This is a genomic window from Kitasatospora sp. NPDC091276, assembly GCF_040684355.1.
GTDB lineage: Bacteria > Actinomycetota > Actinomycetes > Streptomycetales > Streptomycetaceae > Kitasatospora.
The window spans coordinates 81390-99202 of record NZ_JBFBFU010000004.1 but is presented as its reverse complement, the minus strand read 5'-3'; the positions used below and the strand labels follow the sequence as shown (position 1 = coordinate 99202).

13 protein-coding genes are annotated in these 17813 nt (G+C 72.8%); 9 read left to right on the top strand and 4 right to left on the bottom strand.

What is annotated here, in order from left to right:
- Positions 1-6 precede the first annotated feature (6 nt).
- Both AB0O19_RS06380 and AB0O19_RS06375 read right to left on the bottom strand, forming a co-directional pair.
- The gene (locus tag AB0O19_RS06380) at positions 7-1374 is read right to left on the bottom strand and encodes an aldehyde dehydrogenase family protein (RefSeq protein ID WP_363583828.1); all 1368 of its coding nucleotides are present in this window, start codon (positions 1372-1374) and stop codon (positions 7-9) included.
- Positions 1375-1379: 5 nt separating this feature from the next.
- Positions 1380-2765: a glutamine synthetase family protein gene (locus AB0O19_RS06375; protein ID WP_363618173.1), complete on the bottom strand. Its 1386-nt coding sequence runs from the start codon at positions 2763-2765 to the stop codon at positions 1380-1382.
- 152 nt (positions 2766-2917) lie between these two features.
- On the opposite strand from AB0O19_RS06375, the gene AB0O19_RS06370 reads away from it, so the two are divergent.
- The 4 genes from AB0O19_RS06370 to AB0O19_RS06355 all read left to right on the top strand — a co-directional run bounded on the left by AB0O19_RS06370 (position 2918) and on the right by AB0O19_RS06355 (position 6543).
- On the top strand, positions 2918-3646 hold the full coding sequence (locus AB0O19_RS06370) for a gamma-glutamyl-gamma-aminobutyrate hydrolase family protein (protein WP_363618171.1): 729 nt from the start codon (positions 2918-2920) through the stop codon (positions 3644-3646).
- Positions 3647-3800: 154 nt separating this feature from the next.
- Complete coding sequence (locus AB0O19_RS06365) at positions 3801-4859, top strand: cation diffusion facilitator family transporter (RefSeq protein WP_363618169.1); 1059 nt, start codon at positions 3801-3803, stop codon at positions 4857-4859.
- A gap of 58 nt (positions 4860-4917) precedes the next feature.
- The gene (locus AB0O19_RS06360) at positions 4918-5820 is read left to right on the top strand and encodes a 5'-3' exonuclease H3TH domain-containing protein (protein ID WP_363618490.1); all 903 of its coding nucleotides are present in this window, start codon (positions 4918-4920) and stop codon (positions 5818-5820) included.
- 567 nt (positions 5821-6387) lie between these two features.
- Positions 6388-6543, top strand: a complete 156-nt coding sequence (locus AB0O19_RS06355; protein WP_363618167.1) for a hypothetical protein — start codon at positions 6388-6390, stop codon at positions 6541-6543.
- A gap of 563 nt (positions 6544-7106) precedes the next feature.
- On the opposite strand, the gene AB0O19_RS06350 is transcribed toward AB0O19_RS06355, so the two are convergent.
- Positions 7107-9959, bottom strand: a complete 2853-nt coding sequence (locus AB0O19_RS06350) for a DEAD/DEAH box helicase (RefSeq protein WP_350878048.1) — start codon at positions 9957-9959, stop codon at positions 7107-7109.
- 344 nt (positions 9960-10303) lie between these two features.
- Here AB0O19_RS06350 and AB0O19_RS06345 point away from each other — a divergent pair, with 344 nt between their 5' ends.
- Positions 10304-10678 carry a hypothetical protein gene (locus tag AB0O19_RS06345; protein ID WP_350877952.1) on the top strand — a complete coding sequence of 125 codons (375 nt, stop codon included), beginning with the start codon at positions 10304-10306 and terminating at the stop codon, positions 10676-10678.
- A gap of 29 nt (positions 10679-10707) precedes the next feature.
- On the top strand, positions 10708-11100 hold the full coding sequence (locus tag AB0O19_RS06340) for a metalloregulator ArsR/SmtB family transcription factor (protein WP_363618165.1): 393 nt from the start codon (positions 10708-10710) through the stop codon (positions 11098-11100).
- A 57-nt stretch (positions 11101-11157) separates the two neighbouring features.
- Here the strand turns inward: AB0O19_RS06340 and AB0O19_RS06335 are convergent, their stop codons facing one another.
- Complete coding sequence (locus AB0O19_RS06335; RefSeq protein WP_363618163.1) at positions 11158-12330, bottom strand: aminotransferase class V-fold PLP-dependent enzyme; 1173 nt, start codon at positions 12328-12330, stop codon at positions 11158-11160.
- An 82-nt stretch (positions 12331-12412) separates the two neighbouring features.
- Here AB0O19_RS06335 and AB0O19_RS06330 point away from each other — a divergent pair, with 82 nt between their 5' ends.
- The 3 genes from AB0O19_RS06330 (at position 12413) to soxR (ending at position 17802) form a co-directional block, all read left to right on the top strand.
- The gene (locus AB0O19_RS06330; RefSeq protein ID WP_363618161.1) at positions 12413-14503 is read left to right on the top strand and encodes a prolyl oligopeptidase family serine peptidase; all 2091 of its coding nucleotides are present in this window, start codon (positions 12413-12415) and stop codon (positions 14501-14503) included.
- 203 nt (positions 14504-14706) lie between these two features.
- Positions 14707-17079: an immune inhibitor A domain-containing protein gene (locus AB0O19_RS06325; protein WP_363618159.1), complete on the top strand. Its 2373-nt coding sequence runs from the start codon at positions 14707-14709 to the stop codon at positions 17077-17079.
- Positions 17080-17319: 240 nt separating this feature from the next.
- Positions 17320-17802 carry a redox-sensitive transcriptional activator SoxR gene (gene soxR, locus AB0O19_RS06320; RefSeq protein ID WP_363618157.1) on the top strand — a complete coding sequence of 161 codons (483 nt, stop codon included), beginning with the start codon at positions 17320-17322 and terminating at the stop codon, positions 17800-17802.
- Positions 17803-17813 lie beyond the last annotated feature (11 nt).

Below are 17813 nucleotides of genomic sequence, written 5' to 3'. Positions count from 1 at the left end.
CGGCTGCTACTCCTCGCTGTGGATGAAGACGTTCTTGGTCTCGGTGAAGTGGCGCAGCGCGTCCGGCCCCAGCTCCCGGCCGACCCCGGACTCGCCGTAACCGCCGAACGGCGTCCAGTACCGCACCGAGGAGTGCGAGTTGACCGACAGGTTGCCCGCCGCGACGCCGCGGGCCAGCCGCAGCGCCCGGCCGAGGTCCCTGGTCCAGATCGAGCCGGACAGGCCGTAGCGGGTGGCGTTGGCCAGCCGCAGCGCGTCCGCCTCGTCGGTGAACGGCAGCACGGCGGCGACCGGGCCGAAGATCTCCTCGGTGACCGCCGGCACCTCCGGGTCGGTCGGCGCGATCACCGTCGGCGGGTACCAGTAGCCGGGCCCGTCCGGCACCGCGCCGCGGGCCAGCACCGGCAGGTCCGGGGTGACGTAGGAGGCGACCCGGCGCACCTGGGCGGCCGAGATCAGCGGGCCCAGCCGGGTCTCCGGGTCCGCCGGGTCGCCGGTGCGCAGCGCCTCGACGGCGGGCAGCAGCAGCGCCAGGAAGTCGTCGTACGCCTCCCGCTGGACCAGGATCCGGCTGCGCGCGCAGCAGTCCTGGCCGCTGTTGTCGGCGAAGGACATCGGGTCCGCGGCGCGGGCCAGGTCGGCGTCGGCGAAGACGATGCTGGGGCTCTTGCCGCCCAGCTCCAGGGTGACCCGCTTGGCCCGGGCCGCGCAGCGGGCGGCCACCTCCTTGCCGACCACGGTCGAGCCGGTGAAGACGATCTTGCGGACCGCCGGGTGGTCCACCAGGGCCCGGCCGGTCGTCCCGCCCGGGCCCGGCAGCACCTGGAACAGGCCCTCCGGCAGCCCTGCCGCCAGGGCGAGTTCGGCCAGCCGCAGTGCGGTGAGCGGGGTCGCCTCGGCGGGCTTGAGCAGGACGGCGTTGCCCGCCGCCAGGGCGGGCGCGAAGCCCCAGGCGGCGATCGGCATCGGGAAGTTCCACGGCGCGATCACCCCGACCACGCCGACCGGCTCGTGGAAGGTCACGTCCAGGCCGCCGGCCACCGGGATCTGGCGGCCGGTCAGGCGTTCCACTCCCCCGGCCGCGTACTCCAGCAGGTCCCGGACGTTGCCGGCCTCCCAGCGGGCGTTGCCCACGGTGTGGCCGGCCTCGCGCACCTCCAGTGCGGCCAGTTCCGGCACGTGCACCTCGACCTGGTCGGCGAACCGGCGCAGCAGCCGGGCCCGTTCGCCCGGTGCCAGCGCCGCCCAGGCCGGCTGGGCCTTCGACGCGCGCTGGACCGCCGCGTCCACCTGCCCCGCGGTGGTGTCCGGGACGGTGGCGAGCACCTCTCCGGTGGCGGGATTGCGGACGGTGCTGACGGTGGGGTCGGTCATCGGCCTCACATCCGTTCGAAGGATCGGTAGCGCTCCCAGTCGGTGACGGTGCCGTCGAAGGCGCACTGCTCCACCCGGGCCATGTTCAGGTAGTGCTCGACCACGTCGTCGCCGAAGGCCACCCGGGCCAGCTCGCTGTCGGCCCACAACTCCGCGGCCTCGCGCAGCGAACCGGGCACCCGGGCGTACTCCTCGACGGCGTAGGCGTTGCCCAGGCACGGCGCCGGCAGCTCCAGCTTCCGCTGCAGCCCGTGCAGGCCGGCCGCGATCATCCCGGCCACCGCCAGGTACGGGTTGACGTCCCCGCCCGGCACCCGGTTCTCCATCCGCAGGCCCGGGCCGTGGCCGACCACCCGGTAGGCGCAGGTCCGGTTGTCCCGGCCCCAGGCCACCGCCGTCGGGGCGAACGAGCCCTGGCGGTAGCGCTTGTAGGAGTTGATGTTCGGCGCGTACAGCAGGCTGAACTCGCGCAGCGCCGTCAGCTGGCCGGCCAGGAAGTGCCGCATGGTGTCGGTCATCCGGCCGTCCCGGTCGGCGAAGGCCGGCGCGCCCACCGCGTCGCGCAGCGACAGGTGGATGTGGCAGCTGTTGCCCTCGCGCTCGTTGTACTTGGCCATGAAGGTCAGCGCGCACCCCTGCTGCGCGGCGATCTCCTTCGCGCCCGTCTTGTAGACGCTGTGCTGGTCGCAGGTGGTCAGCGCGTCCGCGTAGCGGAAGGCGATCTCGTGCTGGCCGAGGTTGCACTCGCCCTTGGCCGACTCCACCACCAGCCCGGCGCCCGCCATCTCGTTGCGGATCCGGGACAGCAGCGGCTCGACCCGGGCGGTGCCCAGCATCGAGTAGTCCACGTTGTACAGGTTCGCCGGCGTCAGGCCGCGGTAACCGCCCAGCCAGGCCTGCTCGTAGGTGTCCCGGAACACCAGGAACTCCAGCTCGGTCCCGATGTCGGCGGCCAGCCCGTACTCCGCCAGGCGCGCGATCTGGTGGCGCAGCAGCTGGCGGGGGGCCGCGTCCACCGGGTGGCCGCCGTGCCGGGCCAGGTCCGCGGTCACCTGCGCGGTGCCCGGCTGCCAGGGGGTCAGCCGCAGGGTGCCGAGGTCGGGGCGCATCGCGAAGTCGCCGTAGCCGGTGGCCCAGGAGGAGAAGGCGTAGCCGTCGACGGTGTTCAGGTCGACGTCCACGGCGAGCAGGTAGTCGCAGGCCTCGGCGCCGTGCTCGACCACCTCGTCCAGGAAGAAGCGGGCGGCGAAGCGCTTGCCCTGCAAGCGCCCCTGCATGTCCGTGAACGCCAGCGCCACGGTGTGGACCTCGCCGGTGTCCACCAGCATGCGCAGTTCGTCCAGGGTCAGCGGCGCCCGGGGCGGCACGCCCGCGGCGGCGTTCTCGGGCATGACGGAACCCTCCACGATCACTCTTCGAGTTCAAGCGGTCACAGCGAACCGTACGGCCTGCGGCGGACGGCGCGGAAGAGGGCGGGCAGGTGTGGCGCGCCGACATGCGTGGTTGACGGGGGATCAGGCGGTGCGGGTGGAGAATGCCCGCCATGGATCGCAGGCCTTTCATCGGCGTCAGCACCTACCTGGTCGACGCGAGTTGGAGCAACTGGCAGGGCCGCCGGGTGGCCCTGGTGCCCGAGCGGTACACCGCGTACGTCCAGGAGTCCGGCGGGATCGCGGTGCTGCTCCCGCCCGACTCCCCCGACCGCGCACCCGAGGTGCTCGCCCGGCTCGACGCCCTCGTCATCGCGGGCGGGCCCGACATCGACCCCGCCTACTACGGCCAGCCCGCCCACCCCCGCACCGAGGTCGACTCCCCCGAACGGGACCGGTGGGAGTCGGCCCTGCTGCGGGCGGCCCTGGCGGCCGGGATGCCGCTGCTGGGGATCTGCCGGGGCATGCAGGTGCTCAACGTCGTCTGCGGCGGGACCCTCGTCCAGCACCTGCCGGACGTCGTGCCGGTGGACGTCCACGGCGGCGCGGACGGCGGCTACGGAACGCACCTGGTGCGGCCGGTGCCGGGGACGCTGCTCGGCGGGCTGCTGCCGGAGAGCGAGGTGGAGGTGCCGACCTTCCACCACCAGGCCGTCGACCGGGTCGGGGCGGGCCTGCGGGTCTCGGCCCACGCGCCGGACGGGACGGTCGAGGCGGTCGAGGGCCCGGGCTTCACCCTGGGCGTGCAGTGGCACCCGGAACAGGGGGACGACCTGCGGGTGATGCGGGCCCTGGTGCGGGCGGCCACCGCGGCGCAGTTGGACACCGCGCTGATCGGGTAGCCGAGGCGCGCCCGCCCCCTCGGAACGACCGCTCAACGGCAACGACAACGGTCACCAGTACAGCCTTTGGATCTTTGTCCGTTCTGCGGTTCACTTCGGGTGCAGGGCGATCGCGCCCCTCCCCTCCCCACCCGTGCGTCCAGAGAGGACTTCGATGGCCGGGCACGAGCATTCCCACACTGATCATGCGCATGACCACAAGCACGCGCACGACCACGGCGGACACCGGCACGGCGGACACGGCGGCCACTCGCACGGTGTCGCCGCCGACGCCGACCGCCGCTGGCTGCTCGGCGCCCTCACGCTCATCGTCGTCTTCATGGCCGGCGAGGTCGTGGTCGGCTTCGCCGCGAAGTCCCTGGCCCTGATCTCCGACGCGGCGCACATGCTCACCGACGCCGCCTCGATCGTCCTCGCGCTGGTCGCGATGCGCCTCGCCGCCCGCCCGGCCCGCGGCGGCTACACGTACGGCCTCAAGCGCGCCGAGATCCTGTCCGCCCAGGCCAACGGCGTCACCCTGCTGGTGCTGTCCGCCTGGCTGGGCTACGAGGCCGTCACCCGGCTGTTCGAGCCGCCGGAGGTCGCCGGCTCGCTGGTGCTGGTCACCGCGCTGATCGGGATCGTGGTCAACCTGGCCGCCGCCTGGTGCATGTCGAAGGCCAACCGCAGCTCGCTGAACGTCGAGGGCGCCTTCCAGCACGTGCTCACCGACCTGTACGCGTTCATCGCCACCGCCGTCGCCGGCGCCGTCATGCTGACCACCGGCTTCGTCCGGGCCGACGCGATCGCCTCGCTGATCGTGGTCGCGCTGATGCTCAAGGCCGGCATCGGCCTGGTCCGCGACTCCGGGCGGATCTTCCTGGAGGCCGCCCCGGCCGGCATCGACCCGGACGCGGTGGCCGACCGGATGGTCGCCCAGCCGCTGGTCGAGGAGATCCACGACCTGCACATCTGGGAGATCACCTCCAACCAGCCGGCCCTGTCCGCGCACATCCTGGTCACCCCCGGCGGCGACTGCCACGCCGTCCGGCGCGAGCTCCAGCGCGGACTGGCCGACGAGTACGGCATCACCCACAGCACGCTCCAGGTCGACCACGTCGGCGAGGACGCGGCCGGCGCCCTGCTCCAGATCGCCGCCCCGGGCGAGCAGCCCGCCGAACACTGCGCCGACGCGCACGGCCCGGTCCACCGCGCCGGCCCGCACGAACACTGAAGCCGCCCTCCTGTCGTCGCGGTGCGGCATGATCTGACACGTGACCGCACCGCGACTGATGCTCCTCGACTCCGCCAGCCTGTACTTCCGGGCCTACTACGGCGTGCCGGACACCCTGCGCTCCCCGCAGGGCGAACCGGTCAACGCCGTCCGCGGCCTGCTGGACTTCATCGCCCGGCTGGTCCACGACCACCACCCCGACCAGCTCGTCGCCTGCATGGACGCCGACTGGCGCCCGCAGTGGCGGGTGGACCTCCTCCCCTCGTACAAGACCCACCGCGTCGCCGAGGCCGCCGAGGACGGCGAGGAGGAGGTGCCGGACACGCTCGCCCCGCAGGTCCCGGTGATCGAACAGGTGCTGGACGCGCTCGGCATCGCCCGGGTCGGCTCCCCCGGCTACGAGGCCGACGACGTCATCGGAACCCTGACCGCCCGCGCCAAGGGCCCGGTGCAGATCGTCACCGGCGACCGCGACCTGTTCCAACTGGTCGACGACGCCCGCGGGATCACCGTGCTCTACCCGGTCAAGGGCATGGGCAACCTCCAGGTCACCGACGACGCGCTGCTCCTGGAGAAGTACGGCGTGCGCGGCGCCCAGTACGCCGACATGGCCGCCCTGCGCGGGGACCCGAGCGACGGCCTGCCCGGGGTCAAGGGCATCGGCGAGAAGACCGCCGCCCAGCTCATCAACGAGTACGGCGACCTCACCACCATCCGCGCCGCCGCCCTCGACCTCTCCTCCAAGCTCACCCCGGCCCGCCGCCGCAACCTCGTCGAAGGCGCCCCCTACCTCGACGTCGCCCCGACCGTCGTCCGGGTCGCCCTCGACGCCCCGCTCCCCGCCTTCGACCCGGCCCTCCCCCACGAACCGCTCGACCCGATGACCCTGGAGGAGCTCTCCACCCGCTGGGGCCTCGGCAGTTCCCTCGACCGCCTCCTGGAGTCCCTCTCCGCCCGCTGAGCCCCCGGCAGAGGGGCCTCTTTCCGCCGCCCCAGGCGAAACAACGCCGTCGGCGAGGACACCCGGTACCTCTGGCGGGCCGACGCCGAACGCCTGGACCTTCCGCAGGAGGAGGCCTGACGCCCACCGCATCATCACGCGGTGCCGCAGGGCACTCGGTTCTGCCCGAGAATTCCCACGAACCCCAGCCGCCAGAGCCGGAACATACGAGAATCACGATCCCGCCGGCGAATCTCGACCGCTTAACGTCCTGCCGATGGCTTCGATCGGCAGGGGAGTTGAGTGATGATCACGAGGCCGCAGTGGTTGACGGATGGCGTCCCGACGAGTGGTGTAGCAGGGATCTTGGTGTAACCCCTGGCCATAAGGGAGCCATCGCGCAACTCTCCGAGTAGGCATGCTCGTTGAGTGAGAGGTGCGCGATGGCCGCGGCTGGGCCGGCTCATCCGGGAAACAGGCCGACCGAACGAAGCCCTCGCCCGGGCCTTGTGCGCCGTTGCGGCCAGTCACAACGATCCGGCACGACCGAGCCGGGCATCCGTCACTCAGTGGGTCCGCCAAGGCGTCATGCCCTCCGGGAACATCCCCCAGCACTACTACACCGTCGCCGTGAAGCTGGCGGCCGAGGCTGACGACCCCGCGATGGCCGGCCACGTCCTGCGCGCCATGGCCCACCAGGCGGTCGACCTCCGGAAGCCGCACCATGCTGTCAGGGTCGCCTAGGCATCGATGGTCGGCGACCGATTCCGGCTCGCCAGCCCTCGCGAACGGTCTCTGCTCGGCGTCGTCCACGCACGCGCTCTCGCCGCTGCGGGGCGCGCCGCGGAGGCGAACGCCGCACTCCTTCGGGCACGCCGGTCATCGAAGTGAAGCCCTGGTTCGAGGAGTTCGGCGCGCGCGGAGAAGTGCGCCAACCCGCATGGACCACGGAGATGCTCCGCGACTACTTCGCCCCGGCGCCTCCCACACCCTGACCATCGGCGTCGCCTCGCTCGTTTCGGCTGCCTCTTCTCCACGGGAAGTCGACCTGATCGACTTCCCGTGCAACCGCTCACAATTCCGGTGCCGCTTCGGCCCCGCCGAAGCGGCACCGGCTTGGAATCTCGCTTCTGTCATCAGAATGCCTCTGCCCCTGTCATCGGCGGGGGCAGAGGCATTTCCTCTGCGCAGGAAGCCCCAGCGGCGAGGCGAAGCCAAAGCCGCACGGGGGTGGGGGACGGAAGCCGCCGGGCACGCCAGGGGCCCGCACGTTCACCCCGAACGTGCGGGCCCCTGGCGTTCGGCGGTCAGCCCACCGAGGAGTAGGCGATGATGCCGCGGCGCAGGCCGTCGACGGCCTTGCGGGCCGTCCGGCGCAGTTCGGCGTCCTCGCCGGCCGCGTCCTGGATCTGGCCGAGGACGTCGATCAGTTGCTTGGTCCAGCGGACGAAGTCGCCGGCCGGCATGTCGGCGTCGCGCAGCACCTGGTCCAGGCTGTGGCCGAGGGCCCAGCGGTGGGCGGCCCAGGCGAAGCCGAGGTCGGGCTCGCGCTGGCCGACGCCCTCGGCGGTGTTGATCCGGTGCTGCTCCTCCAGGGCGTCCAGGTGGCCCCAGATCCGGACCATCTGGCCGAGCGCCTCCTTGGCCGCGCCCTCCGGCACCCGGGGGGCGGTGGCGTCGTCGGACTGGCGCGCCTCGTAGACCAACGCCGAGGCGCAGGCGGCGAGTTCGGCGGCGTCCAGGCCGCTCCAGACGCCTTCGCGGATGCACTCGGAGGCGAGCAGGTCGAGTTCGCCGTAGAGCCGGCCGAGGCGCTTGCCGTCGTCGGTGACGGTGTCGCCGCTGAGGTAGCCGAGGTCGGTGAGCAGCCCGCAGACCCGGTCGAAGGTGCGGGCGATGGTGTGGGTGCGGGAGCGCATCCGGCGTTCCAGTACCTCGGTGTCGCGGTGCAGGCGGTGGTAGCGCTCGGCCCAGCGGGCGTGGTCCTCGCGCTCGTCGCAGCCGTGGCAGGGGTGCTGGCGCAGTTCGGTGCGCAGCCGGGTGATCTCCTGGTCGTCGGCGGCGGCCGCGCGGCCCCGGCGGAACCGCTCGGGTTCGAGGTGGCCGGCCTTGGTGCGCAGCGCGGAGGCGAGGTCCCGGCGGGACTGCGGGCTGCGCGGGTTGAAGGACTTGGGGATGCGCACCCGCTCGACGGCGGCGACCGGGTACGGGAAGTCGATCATGGCGAGCCGCTTGACCTGCCGCTCGGCGGTGAGCACCACCGGGCGGGGCCCGTCCTGGAAGTCGGGGTGGCGGCCGACCCGGCCGTTGCGGCTGACCGGCGGCAGGCCCGGGTCGAGGACGAGGGCGAGGCCGGCGAACTTGCCGGTGGGGACGTGGATGACGTCGCCCGGCTTGAGGTGCTCGATCGACTCGACGGCGGCCGCGCGGCGCTGGCTGCTGCCCTCGCGGGCGAGTTCGTTCTCCCGGTCCTTGAGCCGGCGACGCAGGTCCATGTACGCGTCGAAGTCGCCGAGGTGGCAGGTCATCGACTCGCGGTAGCCCTCCAGCCCCTCCTCGTTGCGCTGGACCTGGCGGGCGATGCCGACCACCGAACGGTCGGCCTGGAACTGGGCGAAGGAGGTTTCCAGCAGTTCGCGCGAGCGGTGCCGGCCGAACTGGGAGACCAGGTTGACGGCCATGTTGTAGGACGGCCGGAACGAGGACTTGAGCGGGTAGGTGCGGGTGCCGGCCAGGCCGGCCAGCGCCTCCGGGTCGAGGCCGCGCTGCCAGAGCACCACGGCGTGGCCCTCGACGTCGATGCCTCGGCGCCCGGCCCGGCCGGTGAGCTGGGTGTACTCGCCGGGGGTGATGTCGGCGTGGGTCTCGCCGTTCCACTTGACCAGCTTCTCCATGACCACCGAGCGGGCGGGCATGTTGATGCCGAGCGCGAGGGTCTCGGTCGCGAAGACGGCCTTGACCAGGCCCTTCACGAACAGCTCCTCGACCACCTCCTTGAACCGCGGCAGCATCCCGGCGTGGTGGGCGGCGATGCCGCGCTCCAGCCCGTCCAGCCACTCGAAGTAGCCGAGGACGTGCAGGTCCTCGTCGGGGATGTCGGCGCAGCGCTCCTCGACGAAGGCCCGGACGAGGGCGCGGTCGGCGTCCTTGTTGAGCCGCAGGCCGGAGCTGAGGCACTGCTGGACGGCGGCCTCGCAGCCGGCCCGGCTGAAGATGAAGGTGATCGCGGGCAGCAGCCCCTCGGCGTCGAGCCGGTCGATGACGTCCACCCGGCCCGGCGTCCAGACCCGGCCGGGGCGCCCGTTGGGCATGCTGCGGCCCCGGCCGCGGCCGAACCGGTCGCGCGGGTTGCGGTCCAGCTCGGAGCGGGCGAGCCGGACCAGCTCGGGGTTGACGGCCTTGCCGGGGTTGCGCGGGCCGTCCTTGGGGCGGCCGTCCCGGTCGGGGTTGGCGAACAGGTCGTACATCCGGTTGCCGGCCATCACGTGCTGCCACAGCGGCACGGGCCTGGTCTCGGAGACGATCACCCGGGTGCCGCCGCGCACGGTGTCCAGCCAGTCGCCGAACTCCTCGGCGTTGGAGACGGTCGCGGAGAGCGAGACGAGGGTGACCGACTCGGGGAGGTGGATGATGACCTCCTCCCAGACGGCGCCGCGGAAGCGGTCGGCGAGGTAGTGCACCTCGTCCATGACGACGTAGCCGAGGCCGTCGAGGGTGCTGGAGCCCGCGTAGAGCATGTTGCGCAGCACCTCGGTGGTCATGACCACCACGGGGGCGTCGCCGTTGACGGTGTTGTCGCCGGTGAGCAGGCCGACCTTGGCGGCGCCGTAGCGCTTGACCAGGTCGCCGTACTTCTGGTTGGACAGCGCCTTGATGGGCGTGGTGTAGAAGCACTTGCGGCCGCCCAGGAGGGCCAGGTGCACGGCGAACTCGCCGACGATGGTCTTGCCCGAGCCGGTGGGCGCGGCGACCAGGACACCCGAGCCGGCCTCCAGCGCCTCGCAGGCCTCCAGTTGGAAGTCGTCCAGCGGGAAGTCGTACAGCTGCTGGAAGCCGTGGAGCGCGGTCGCCTGTTCCTTGGCCCGGCGGCGGCTGGCCGCGTACGCCTCGGCGGGGCTGAGCTCCTGGTCGTCGTGGGGCTGGGGCTCAGGGGTGTTCATCGCCGTCCGGGTGTGGTTGGTGTGATCTCGCATCTCAGCGAGAGGTTACCCGGCGGCACTGACATCGATAGCACCGTTTTTCCGTGCGACTTTCCGTGCGGCTTCCGTACGGCTTTCCCCGCGGCTTCCGTGCGGCTTCCACAGGGCTTCCGCACGGCGGGATCGGCCGCGGGATCATTCCGGGATCGCTTCCCTCTCACATCCATAGTTGCAAACATCTTCAAGTGATCGGAGTCCGACCAGCTTCGGACGTCTCCGGTCATCCCCGGTGGACCGCCGCCGGCCTCCCTACCGTCGTTGCCACGGCGGAGCGACCGCCACCAACTCACGGGAGGACACCGACGATGGCGAACCTGGAGACGTCCCTCAAAGAGGCCATGGGGATCGACGGCGCGATCGGCGTCGCCCTGGTCGACTACGGCAGCGGCATGGCGCTCGGCAGCCTCGGCGACGGCGGCGAACTGGACCTCAACGTCGCCGCCGCCGGGAACACCGACGTGGTCCGCGCCAAGATGCGGGCGATGGAGATGCTCAACCTGCACGACAACGAGATCGAGGACATCCTGATCAGCCTCACCAACCAGTACCACATGGTCCGACCGATCACCACGCCCACCGGACGCGGCCTCTTCCTCTTCCTGGCGCTCAACCGCGGCCGCTCCAACCTCGCGATGGCCCGCCACCAGCTCAAGCGGATCGAACTCTCGCTGGAGATCTGAGCGGACCGACACCAGGGAAGGGGGGACTCGTGGCGGTAGCGCTCTACCAGGCCAAGGCCGAGTTCTTCCGGATGCTCGGCCATCCCGTCCGGATCCGGGTGCTGGAACTGCTCCAGGCCGGACCGACTCCCGTCCGCGGGCTGCTCGCCGAGCTGGAGGTCGAACCCTCCAGCCTCTCCCAGCAGCTCGCGGTGCTGCGCCGGTCCGGCATCGTCACCGCCACCCGGGAGGGCAGCACGGTGGTGTACGCGCTGGCCGGCGGCGATGTCGCCGACCTGCTGCGAGCGGCCCGGCGGATCCTCACCGGGCTGCTCGCCGACCAGAACCTGCTGCTCGCCGAGCTGCGGGCCAGCTCCGACCGGGCCGGCTCCGAGCGGGCCGGCCCCGACCGAGGCAGCTCCGAGCGGGCCGGCCCGGAGTAGCCGTGTGCGGACCGGGGCCGGACCAGCCGCGCGCGCAGGCCGGCCCCCGCGAGCCGGTCAGCCCTTCAGCAGGTCGGCCAGCCCGTCCGCCAGCCGCTCGTACTCCCGCGGCCGGTTGTACAGCTGCGCGCTGACCCGCAGCACCCCGCCGCCGGCCCACGGGCGGATCGCGATCCGGGTGCCGAGCCGCTGCCACACCTCGTCCCGCAGCGGTCTCACGTCCTGCTCCGCCTCGACGCACCCGGCCGGCAGCCGGACGGAGCGCATCGAGACCCCGGGCGTCGCGGGCAGCGGGGACAGGCCGGCCCGCTCGGCGAGCACCCGCTGGCCGTACCCGGCGAGCGCGGCGTTGTGCGCGGCCACCGCCTCGGGGCCGAGCTCGCGCAGCAGCTCGAACCCGGCCGGGGCGGCCAGCCAGCCCGTGTAGTCGCAGGTGCCGCGCCACTCGACGTTCCACGGGAAGCCCCGGTCGTGCTCCCAGGAGAAGGTGAGCGGGCGCACCCGGTCCACCCACTCCGGGCGGACGGCGAACACGCCGGTGCCGCGCGGGGCGAAGGCCCACTTGTGCAGGTTGCCGAACCAGAAGTCGGCGTTCGGGTCGACCGGGGCGGGCAGCATGCCGGGGGCGTGGGCGCCGTCCACGACGGTGGTCACGCCGCGCTCGCGCAGGTCGGCGAGCAGGCCCGCTCCGGCGATCAGGCGGGCGGTGGGCGAGGTGATCTGGTCCAGCACCGCGACGGTGACGCGCTCGTCGACGGCGGCGAGCACCGCCTCCCGGACGGCCTGCTCGTCGGGGGTGTCCAGCGGCAGTTCGACCTCGACCACCTCGGCGCCGGTCTCGGCGGCCCGGCGGGCGGCGGCCCGGGTGACCACCCCGTAGCCGTGGTCGGTGACCAGGATCCGGTCGCCGGGCGCGAACGGGATGGTGTCCAGGGCTATCGCGACCGCCTCGGTGACGTTGGAGACCAGGGCGAGCCGGCCCGGGTCGACGGCCAGGTCTGCGGCGATCCTGGTCCGCGCCGCGCCGACCCGGACCGGCAGGTCGGCGAAGAAGCCGTCCGGGTCCAGCTCGTGTTCGGCGCGCAGCCGCTGCTGCGCCCGCTGCACGGGGACGGGCACCGCGCCGAACGAACCGTGGTTCAGGTGCGCCGCGTCCGGTGAGACGCCGAACAGCCCGTCGGCCGCGGGCAGCGGGGCCGGGGGTTCGGCGGTCCACAGGTCCTCGATCACGGCATCCTCCGCATTGTGATGTGTGACATTTCACATGACAGGGTACTGGTCGGGTGGCGTGTCCCGAGACGACGATCGGGCCGTGACCATCACCGACCCCTTCCTGTCGCTCAGCGCCCGCACCGGCCGGTTCACCTTCGGTGCGCCGCGCGCGTTCACCCTCGCCGAGGACGGTACCCGGCTGCTGCTGCTCCGCTCGACCGGTTCCGAGGATCCGGTCGACCGCCTGCACCTGCTCGACACCGCCACCGGCGAGGAACGACTCATGGCCGACCCGGCCGTCCTCGCCCCCGGGCGCGCCGGCCGCCGCGACGACCTGCCCGCCGTCGAACGACGGCTGCGCGAACGCACCCGCCTGGTCGCCGCCGGCATCGGCACGTACGCGGCCACCGCCGACCTCGCGACCGCCGTCCTCGTCCTCGACGGCCGGCTGTTCCGGATCGACACCGCCACCGCCACCGGCACCGAACTGCCCGTTGCCGGGCCCGCGTTCGACCCCCGGCCGGACGCCGCCGGCGAACGCGTCGCCTACGTCGCCGACGACGCCCTGTACGTCACCCCCGACCTCGAACCGCTCTCCCCCGCCGACGGCGCCCGCTGGGGCGTCGCCGAGTTCGCCGCCGCCGAGGAGCTCGGCCGCTCCCGCGGCCACTGGTGGCGCCCCGACGGCGGCGCGCTGCTGGCCGCCCGGGTGGACGAATCCGCCCTCCCCCGGCGCTACTTCGCCGACCCCGCCCACCCCGGCGAGCCCGCCGAGGACTTCGCCTACCCGCAGGCCGGCGGCCCCAACGCGGACGTCCAGCTCTGGGTGCTCGGCCTCGACCGCAGCCGGGTACGGCTCCGCTGGGACGCCGCCGCGTTCCCCTACCTCTGCGCCGCCACCTGGGCCTCCGACCAGGAGCTGCTGCTCACCGTCGCCGACCGGCTCCAGCAGCACGTCCTGCTGCTGACCGCCGACCCGGCCACCGGCGAGACCCGCGAACTCTCCCGCACCACCGACGAGTTCTGGGTCGACGACCTGCCCGGCACCCCCGCCCGGCTGACCGACGGCCGACTGCTCACCGCCCACGACACCCCGCAGGCCCGCGGCCTCGCCCTGGACGGCAAGCCGCTGGACACCACCGGGCTCCAGATCCGCCGGGTGGTCGGGCACCTGGACGGCCGGCTGCTCTGCGAGACCGGCCAGGGCGACCCGGCCGACCAGTACGTCCACCTGGTCGACCCGGACGGCGGTGCACCCGAACCCGTCACCACCGGCCCCGGCGTGCACTCCGCACTCGCCGCCGGCCGCACCCTGCTGCTCACCACCGCCGACGCCGACGGCATCCGGCGCCGGCTGCTGCGCGACGGCTCGCTCGACGCCTCGCCCGACGGCCCCGCGCTGCCGCTCACCGACCTGAGCGCCACCCTGCCCTACCGGGTGCGGCCACGGCTCGCCCGGGTCACCGAACTCGGCCTGCCCACCGCCGTGGTGTACCCGCGCGACCACGTCCCCGGCCGCCTGCTGCCGGTGCTGCTGGACGTCTACGGCGGGCCCGGCTTCCAGGCCGTGGCGGCCGAGCCGCGCCGCTGGCAGCTCCGCCAGTGGTGGGCCGACCAGGGTTTCGCCGTCGTCACCACCGACAACCGCGGCACCCCGTTCGTCTCGCCGGAGTTCACCCGGGCGATCTTCCGCCGCTTCTCCCAGGTGGCGCTGGACGACCAGGTGAACGCCCTGCGGGCACTCGCCGGGCAGCACCCCGACCTCGACCTCGGCCGGGTCGGCGTGCGCGGCTGGTCGTACGGCGGGTACTTCGCGGCGCTCGCCGTGCTGCGCCGCCCGGACGTCTTCCACGCCGCCTGCGCGGGCGCCCCGCCCACCGACTTCCGGCACTACGACACCGCGTACACCGAGCGCTACCTCGCGCTGCCGCAGGACAACCCGGAGGGCTACGCCGACGACTGCCTGGTCACCGACGCGCCCGGGCTGACCCGGCCGCTGCTGCTGATCCACGGGCTGGCCGACGACAACGTCCACCCCTCGCACACCCTGCTGCTCTCCGAGGCGCTCACCAAGGCCGGCCGCCCGCACAGCGTGCTGCCGCTGCCGGGCGTCACCCACATGACCCCGGGTGGAGTGAACGAGCAGGTCACCCAGGCCGAACTCGCCTTCCTGCGGGCGTCCTTGGGCTGAGCCTCCGGATTCACGGACAGGGGCGTCGCACCGGTGGTGCGGCGCCCTTCGCCTTGCCCTTACCTCTTCCACGTGACCCGTGACATGTGAAATATTACCTGCGCTTCACCGAACGATTACTCCCACCCGGACCACCCGGGGCGCCCGGAAGCCCGGACCGCCCGGAAGCCCGGGACCCTCATCCCCCGGAAAGGACCGGTCAGTTGCGCAGACTGTCCGCCGCACTCGCGGCCGCGCTCACCACGAGCGCGATAGCCGCCACCCTGCTGGGCACCCCCGCCCAGGCCGCTCCCCTCACCGCCGCGACCGCCCCCGCCACGATCGCCGCCGCCCCGGCGGAGCAGGGCGCCGAAGCCCCGCCCGCGCCGCTCGCCCCCCAGGAGCGCGAGCGGCAGGCGCTCCGCACCAAGGCCCTGGAGCAGCTCAACCAGGGCACCGTCGCCAAGACCGCCGGCAAGCGGGCCCCCGCCAAGGTGAAGGTCGGCAACGACTACGTCCAACTGGCGCACCAGCGCACCGACAAGGTCTTCGTGATCCTCGCCCAGTTCGGCGACGAGGTCGACAACACCACCCAGTACAACGGCCAGCCCCGCTACGGCGGCACCCCCGGCCCGCGCCACGACCAGATCCCCAAGCCGGGCAAGGGCGACAACCACACGCTGTGGGAGCCGGACTTCGACCGCGGCTACTACCAGAAGATGTTCTTCGACGACACGCCCGGCGCCGTGTCCATGCGCAACTACTACCGCACCCAGTCCTCCGGCCGCTACGACGTCCAGGGCACCGTCAGCGACTGGGTCACCGTCCCGTACAACGAGGCCCGCTACGGCAGCAACAAGGGCCCGCAGGGCTCCGGCGCCTGGACACAGGGGCAAGAGTTCATCCGGGACGCCGTCAAGGCCTGGTACGACGGCGAGATCGCCAAGGGCCGCAGCGTGGCCGACATCAAGGCGCAGCTCGCCCAGTACGACGTCTACGACCGCTACGACCACACCAAGACCGGCGAGTTCAACCAGCCCGACGGCTACCTCGACAACGTCATCGTGGTGCACGCCGGCGTCGACGAGACCTGGGGCGGCGGCGCCCAGGGGGCCGACGCGCTGTGGGCGCACCGCAGTTGGACCTTCCCCGACGCGACCGGCCGGACCGGCCCGGAGGGCAACAAGATCGGCGGCGCGCCGGTCGGCGACACCGGCCTCTACGTCTACGACTACGTCCAGGCCGGCGAGAACAGCGGCGTCGGCCTGTTCGCCCACGAGTACGGCCACAACCTCGGCCTGCCCGACCTGTACAGCACCAACGGCGGCGACAACAGCGTCAACTTCTGGTCGCTGATGTCCTCCGGCTCCTACCTCGGCAAGGGGCCGAACACCACCGGCGGCTACCCCGGCGACCTCGACGCCTGGAGCAAGCTCCAGTTCGGCTGGCTCGACTACGACGAGGCGCAGGCCGCCACCCGGTCCAGCCACGCCCTCGGGGTGAGCGGCTACAACACCGACCAGGCCCAGGCGCTGCTCGTCCACCTGCCGGACAGCACCACCAGCACCGACCTCGCCGACCCGTACGAGGGCGCCAGGCAGTGGTGGAGCGACACCGGCGACAACCTCGACAACTCGCTCAGCCGGGACGTCGACCTGCGCACCGCCACCGGCCCGGCCGCCCTGGACGCCGCCGCCTGGTACGACACCGAGCAGGACTACGACTTCCTCACCGTCGAGGCCTCCACCGACCAGGGCAAGCACTGGACGGCCCTGGGCGGCACCGTCGACGGCGCACCGATCGGCAACACCAACGCCAACACCCCCGGGCTCAGCGGCAGTTCGGGCACCTACCGGAAGCTGCACCTCCCGCTGGACGGCTATCTCGGCCAGCAGGTCCGGCTGCGTTTCCACGCCACCTCGGACGGCAACACCCACGGCCGGGGCGTGCTCGTCGACGCCGTGAGGATCACCGCCGGCGGCACCGAGCTCTTCGCCGACGGCGCCGAGAACGGCGCCAACGGCTGGACCGCCACCGGCTTCACCGTCATCACCGGCCGCACCGCCGTCAAGCAGCACCCGCGCGCCTACCTCGCCGAGAACCGCCGCTACACCGGCTACGGCGCGTTCCTGAAGACCGGCCCGTACAACTTCGGGTACACCGGCGTCGCGGGCAAGGCCGACGTCGTCGACACCTACCCGTACCAGGAGGGCGTCCTGCTCTGGCTGTGGGACACCGCGTACGGCGACAACAACACCAAGGACCACCCCGGCGGCGGGCTGATCCTGCCGATCGACGCCCACCCGGCGGCGGTCCGCTTCGCCGACGGCACCCTGGTCAACGGGCGGGCGCAGACCTACGACGCGCCGTTCTCGCTCAGGCCGACCACGGCGTTCACCCTGCACAAGGGCGGCGTCGCGGTGCGGATCCCGTCCGAGCCGGCCGTCCCGGTCTTCAACGACCACACCGGCACGTACACCGACCCGGCCCTCCCGCAGCTCGCGGTGAAGGTCCCGGACACCAACACCAGGATCGAGGTCGTCCGGGAGTCCCAGGGCGGGCGGATCACCACCGTCCGGGTCGGCCCGGCCTCGTAGGAACCCACAGCGAAGGCCCCGGGTCCCCCCGACGAAAAGGGACCCGGGGCCGGCTCGTGGGTCTCACCGCGCCCGGCGAACGGTTCACGCCGGCCTCGGGCGGGGCCGTTCGGCGCCGACTCCAGGGGACAACTGTCCTGCTCGGCAACGGCAGTAATGCTCTGCGCAGCGAACGATCCGACCACGTCCGGTACGCTAGATCTTCAACAGGACTTGAAGTCAAGGAGTCGAGGAGCAGGCATGGACACCGCACCGGTCGACCTGCTGAGCGTCGGCGAGGTGGCCCGGCGGGCCGGGATCGCCACCTCGGCGGTGCGCTTCTACGAGGACCAGGGGCTGATCTCCTCCGAGCGGTCGCCGGGCAACCAGCGCCGCTACCGGCGGCACGTGCTGCGCCGGATCTCGCTCATCCTGGTCGCCAAACGGCTCGGCATCCCGCTCTCCGAGGTGGCCGAGGTGTTCACCGGGCTCCCCGAGGACCGGATGCCGGGCAAGCACGACTGGGACCGCATCTCGCGGCGCTGGGCCGAACAACTGCGCTCCCGGCGGGCCGAGTTGGAGCGGCTGGAGGAGGAGCTGACCGGCTGCATCGGCTGCGGCTGCGTGTCGCTGCGCCGCTGCCGGGTGCTCAACCCCGGGGACGAACTGGCCGCCGAGGGGCCCGGCCCGCGCCGGCTGCTGCCGGGCACGGCGGGCGAGGCCAGCGGGCCGTCCGGAGCGTGAGAAAGGCCGGA

Bases quoted from the DNA above. Each gene is read 5' to 3' on its own strand.
- AB0O19_RS06360 (WP_363618490.1), top strand. From the start codon at position 4,918: ATGCTCCTCGACTCCGCCAGCCTGTACTTCCGGGCCTACTACGGCGTG.
- soxR (WP_363618157.1), top strand. From the start codon at position 17,320: ATGGACACCGCACCGGTCGACCTGCTGAGCGTCGGCGAGGTGGCCCGG.
- AB0O19_RS06355 (WP_363618167.1), top strand. From the start codon at position 6,388: ATGCCCTCCGGGAACATCCCCCAGCACTACTACACCGTCGCCGTGAAG.
- AB0O19_RS06345 (WP_350877952.1), top strand. From the start codon at position 10,304: ATGGCGAACCTGGAGACGTCCCTCAAAGAGGCCATGGGGATCGACGGC.
- AB0O19_RS06370 (WP_363618171.1), top strand. From the start codon at position 2,918: ATGGATCGCAGGCCTTTCATCGGCGTCAGCACCTACCTGGTCGACGCG.
- AB0O19_RS06375 (WP_363618173.1), bottom strand. From the start codon at position 2,765: ATGCCCGAGAACGCCGCCGCGGGCGTGCCGCCCCGGGCGCCGCTGACC.
- AB0O19_RS06365 (WP_363618169.1), top strand. From the start codon at position 3,801: ATGGCCGGGCACGAGCATTCCCACACTGATCATGCGCATGACCACAAG.
- AB0O19_RS06380 (WP_363583828.1), bottom strand. From the start codon at position 1,374: ATGACCGACCCCACCGTCAGCACCGTCCGCAATCCCGCCACCGGAGAG.
- AB0O19_RS06350 (WP_350878048.1), bottom strand. From the start codon at position 9,959: ATGAACACCCCTGAGCCCCAGCCCCACGACGACCAGGAGCTCAGCCCC.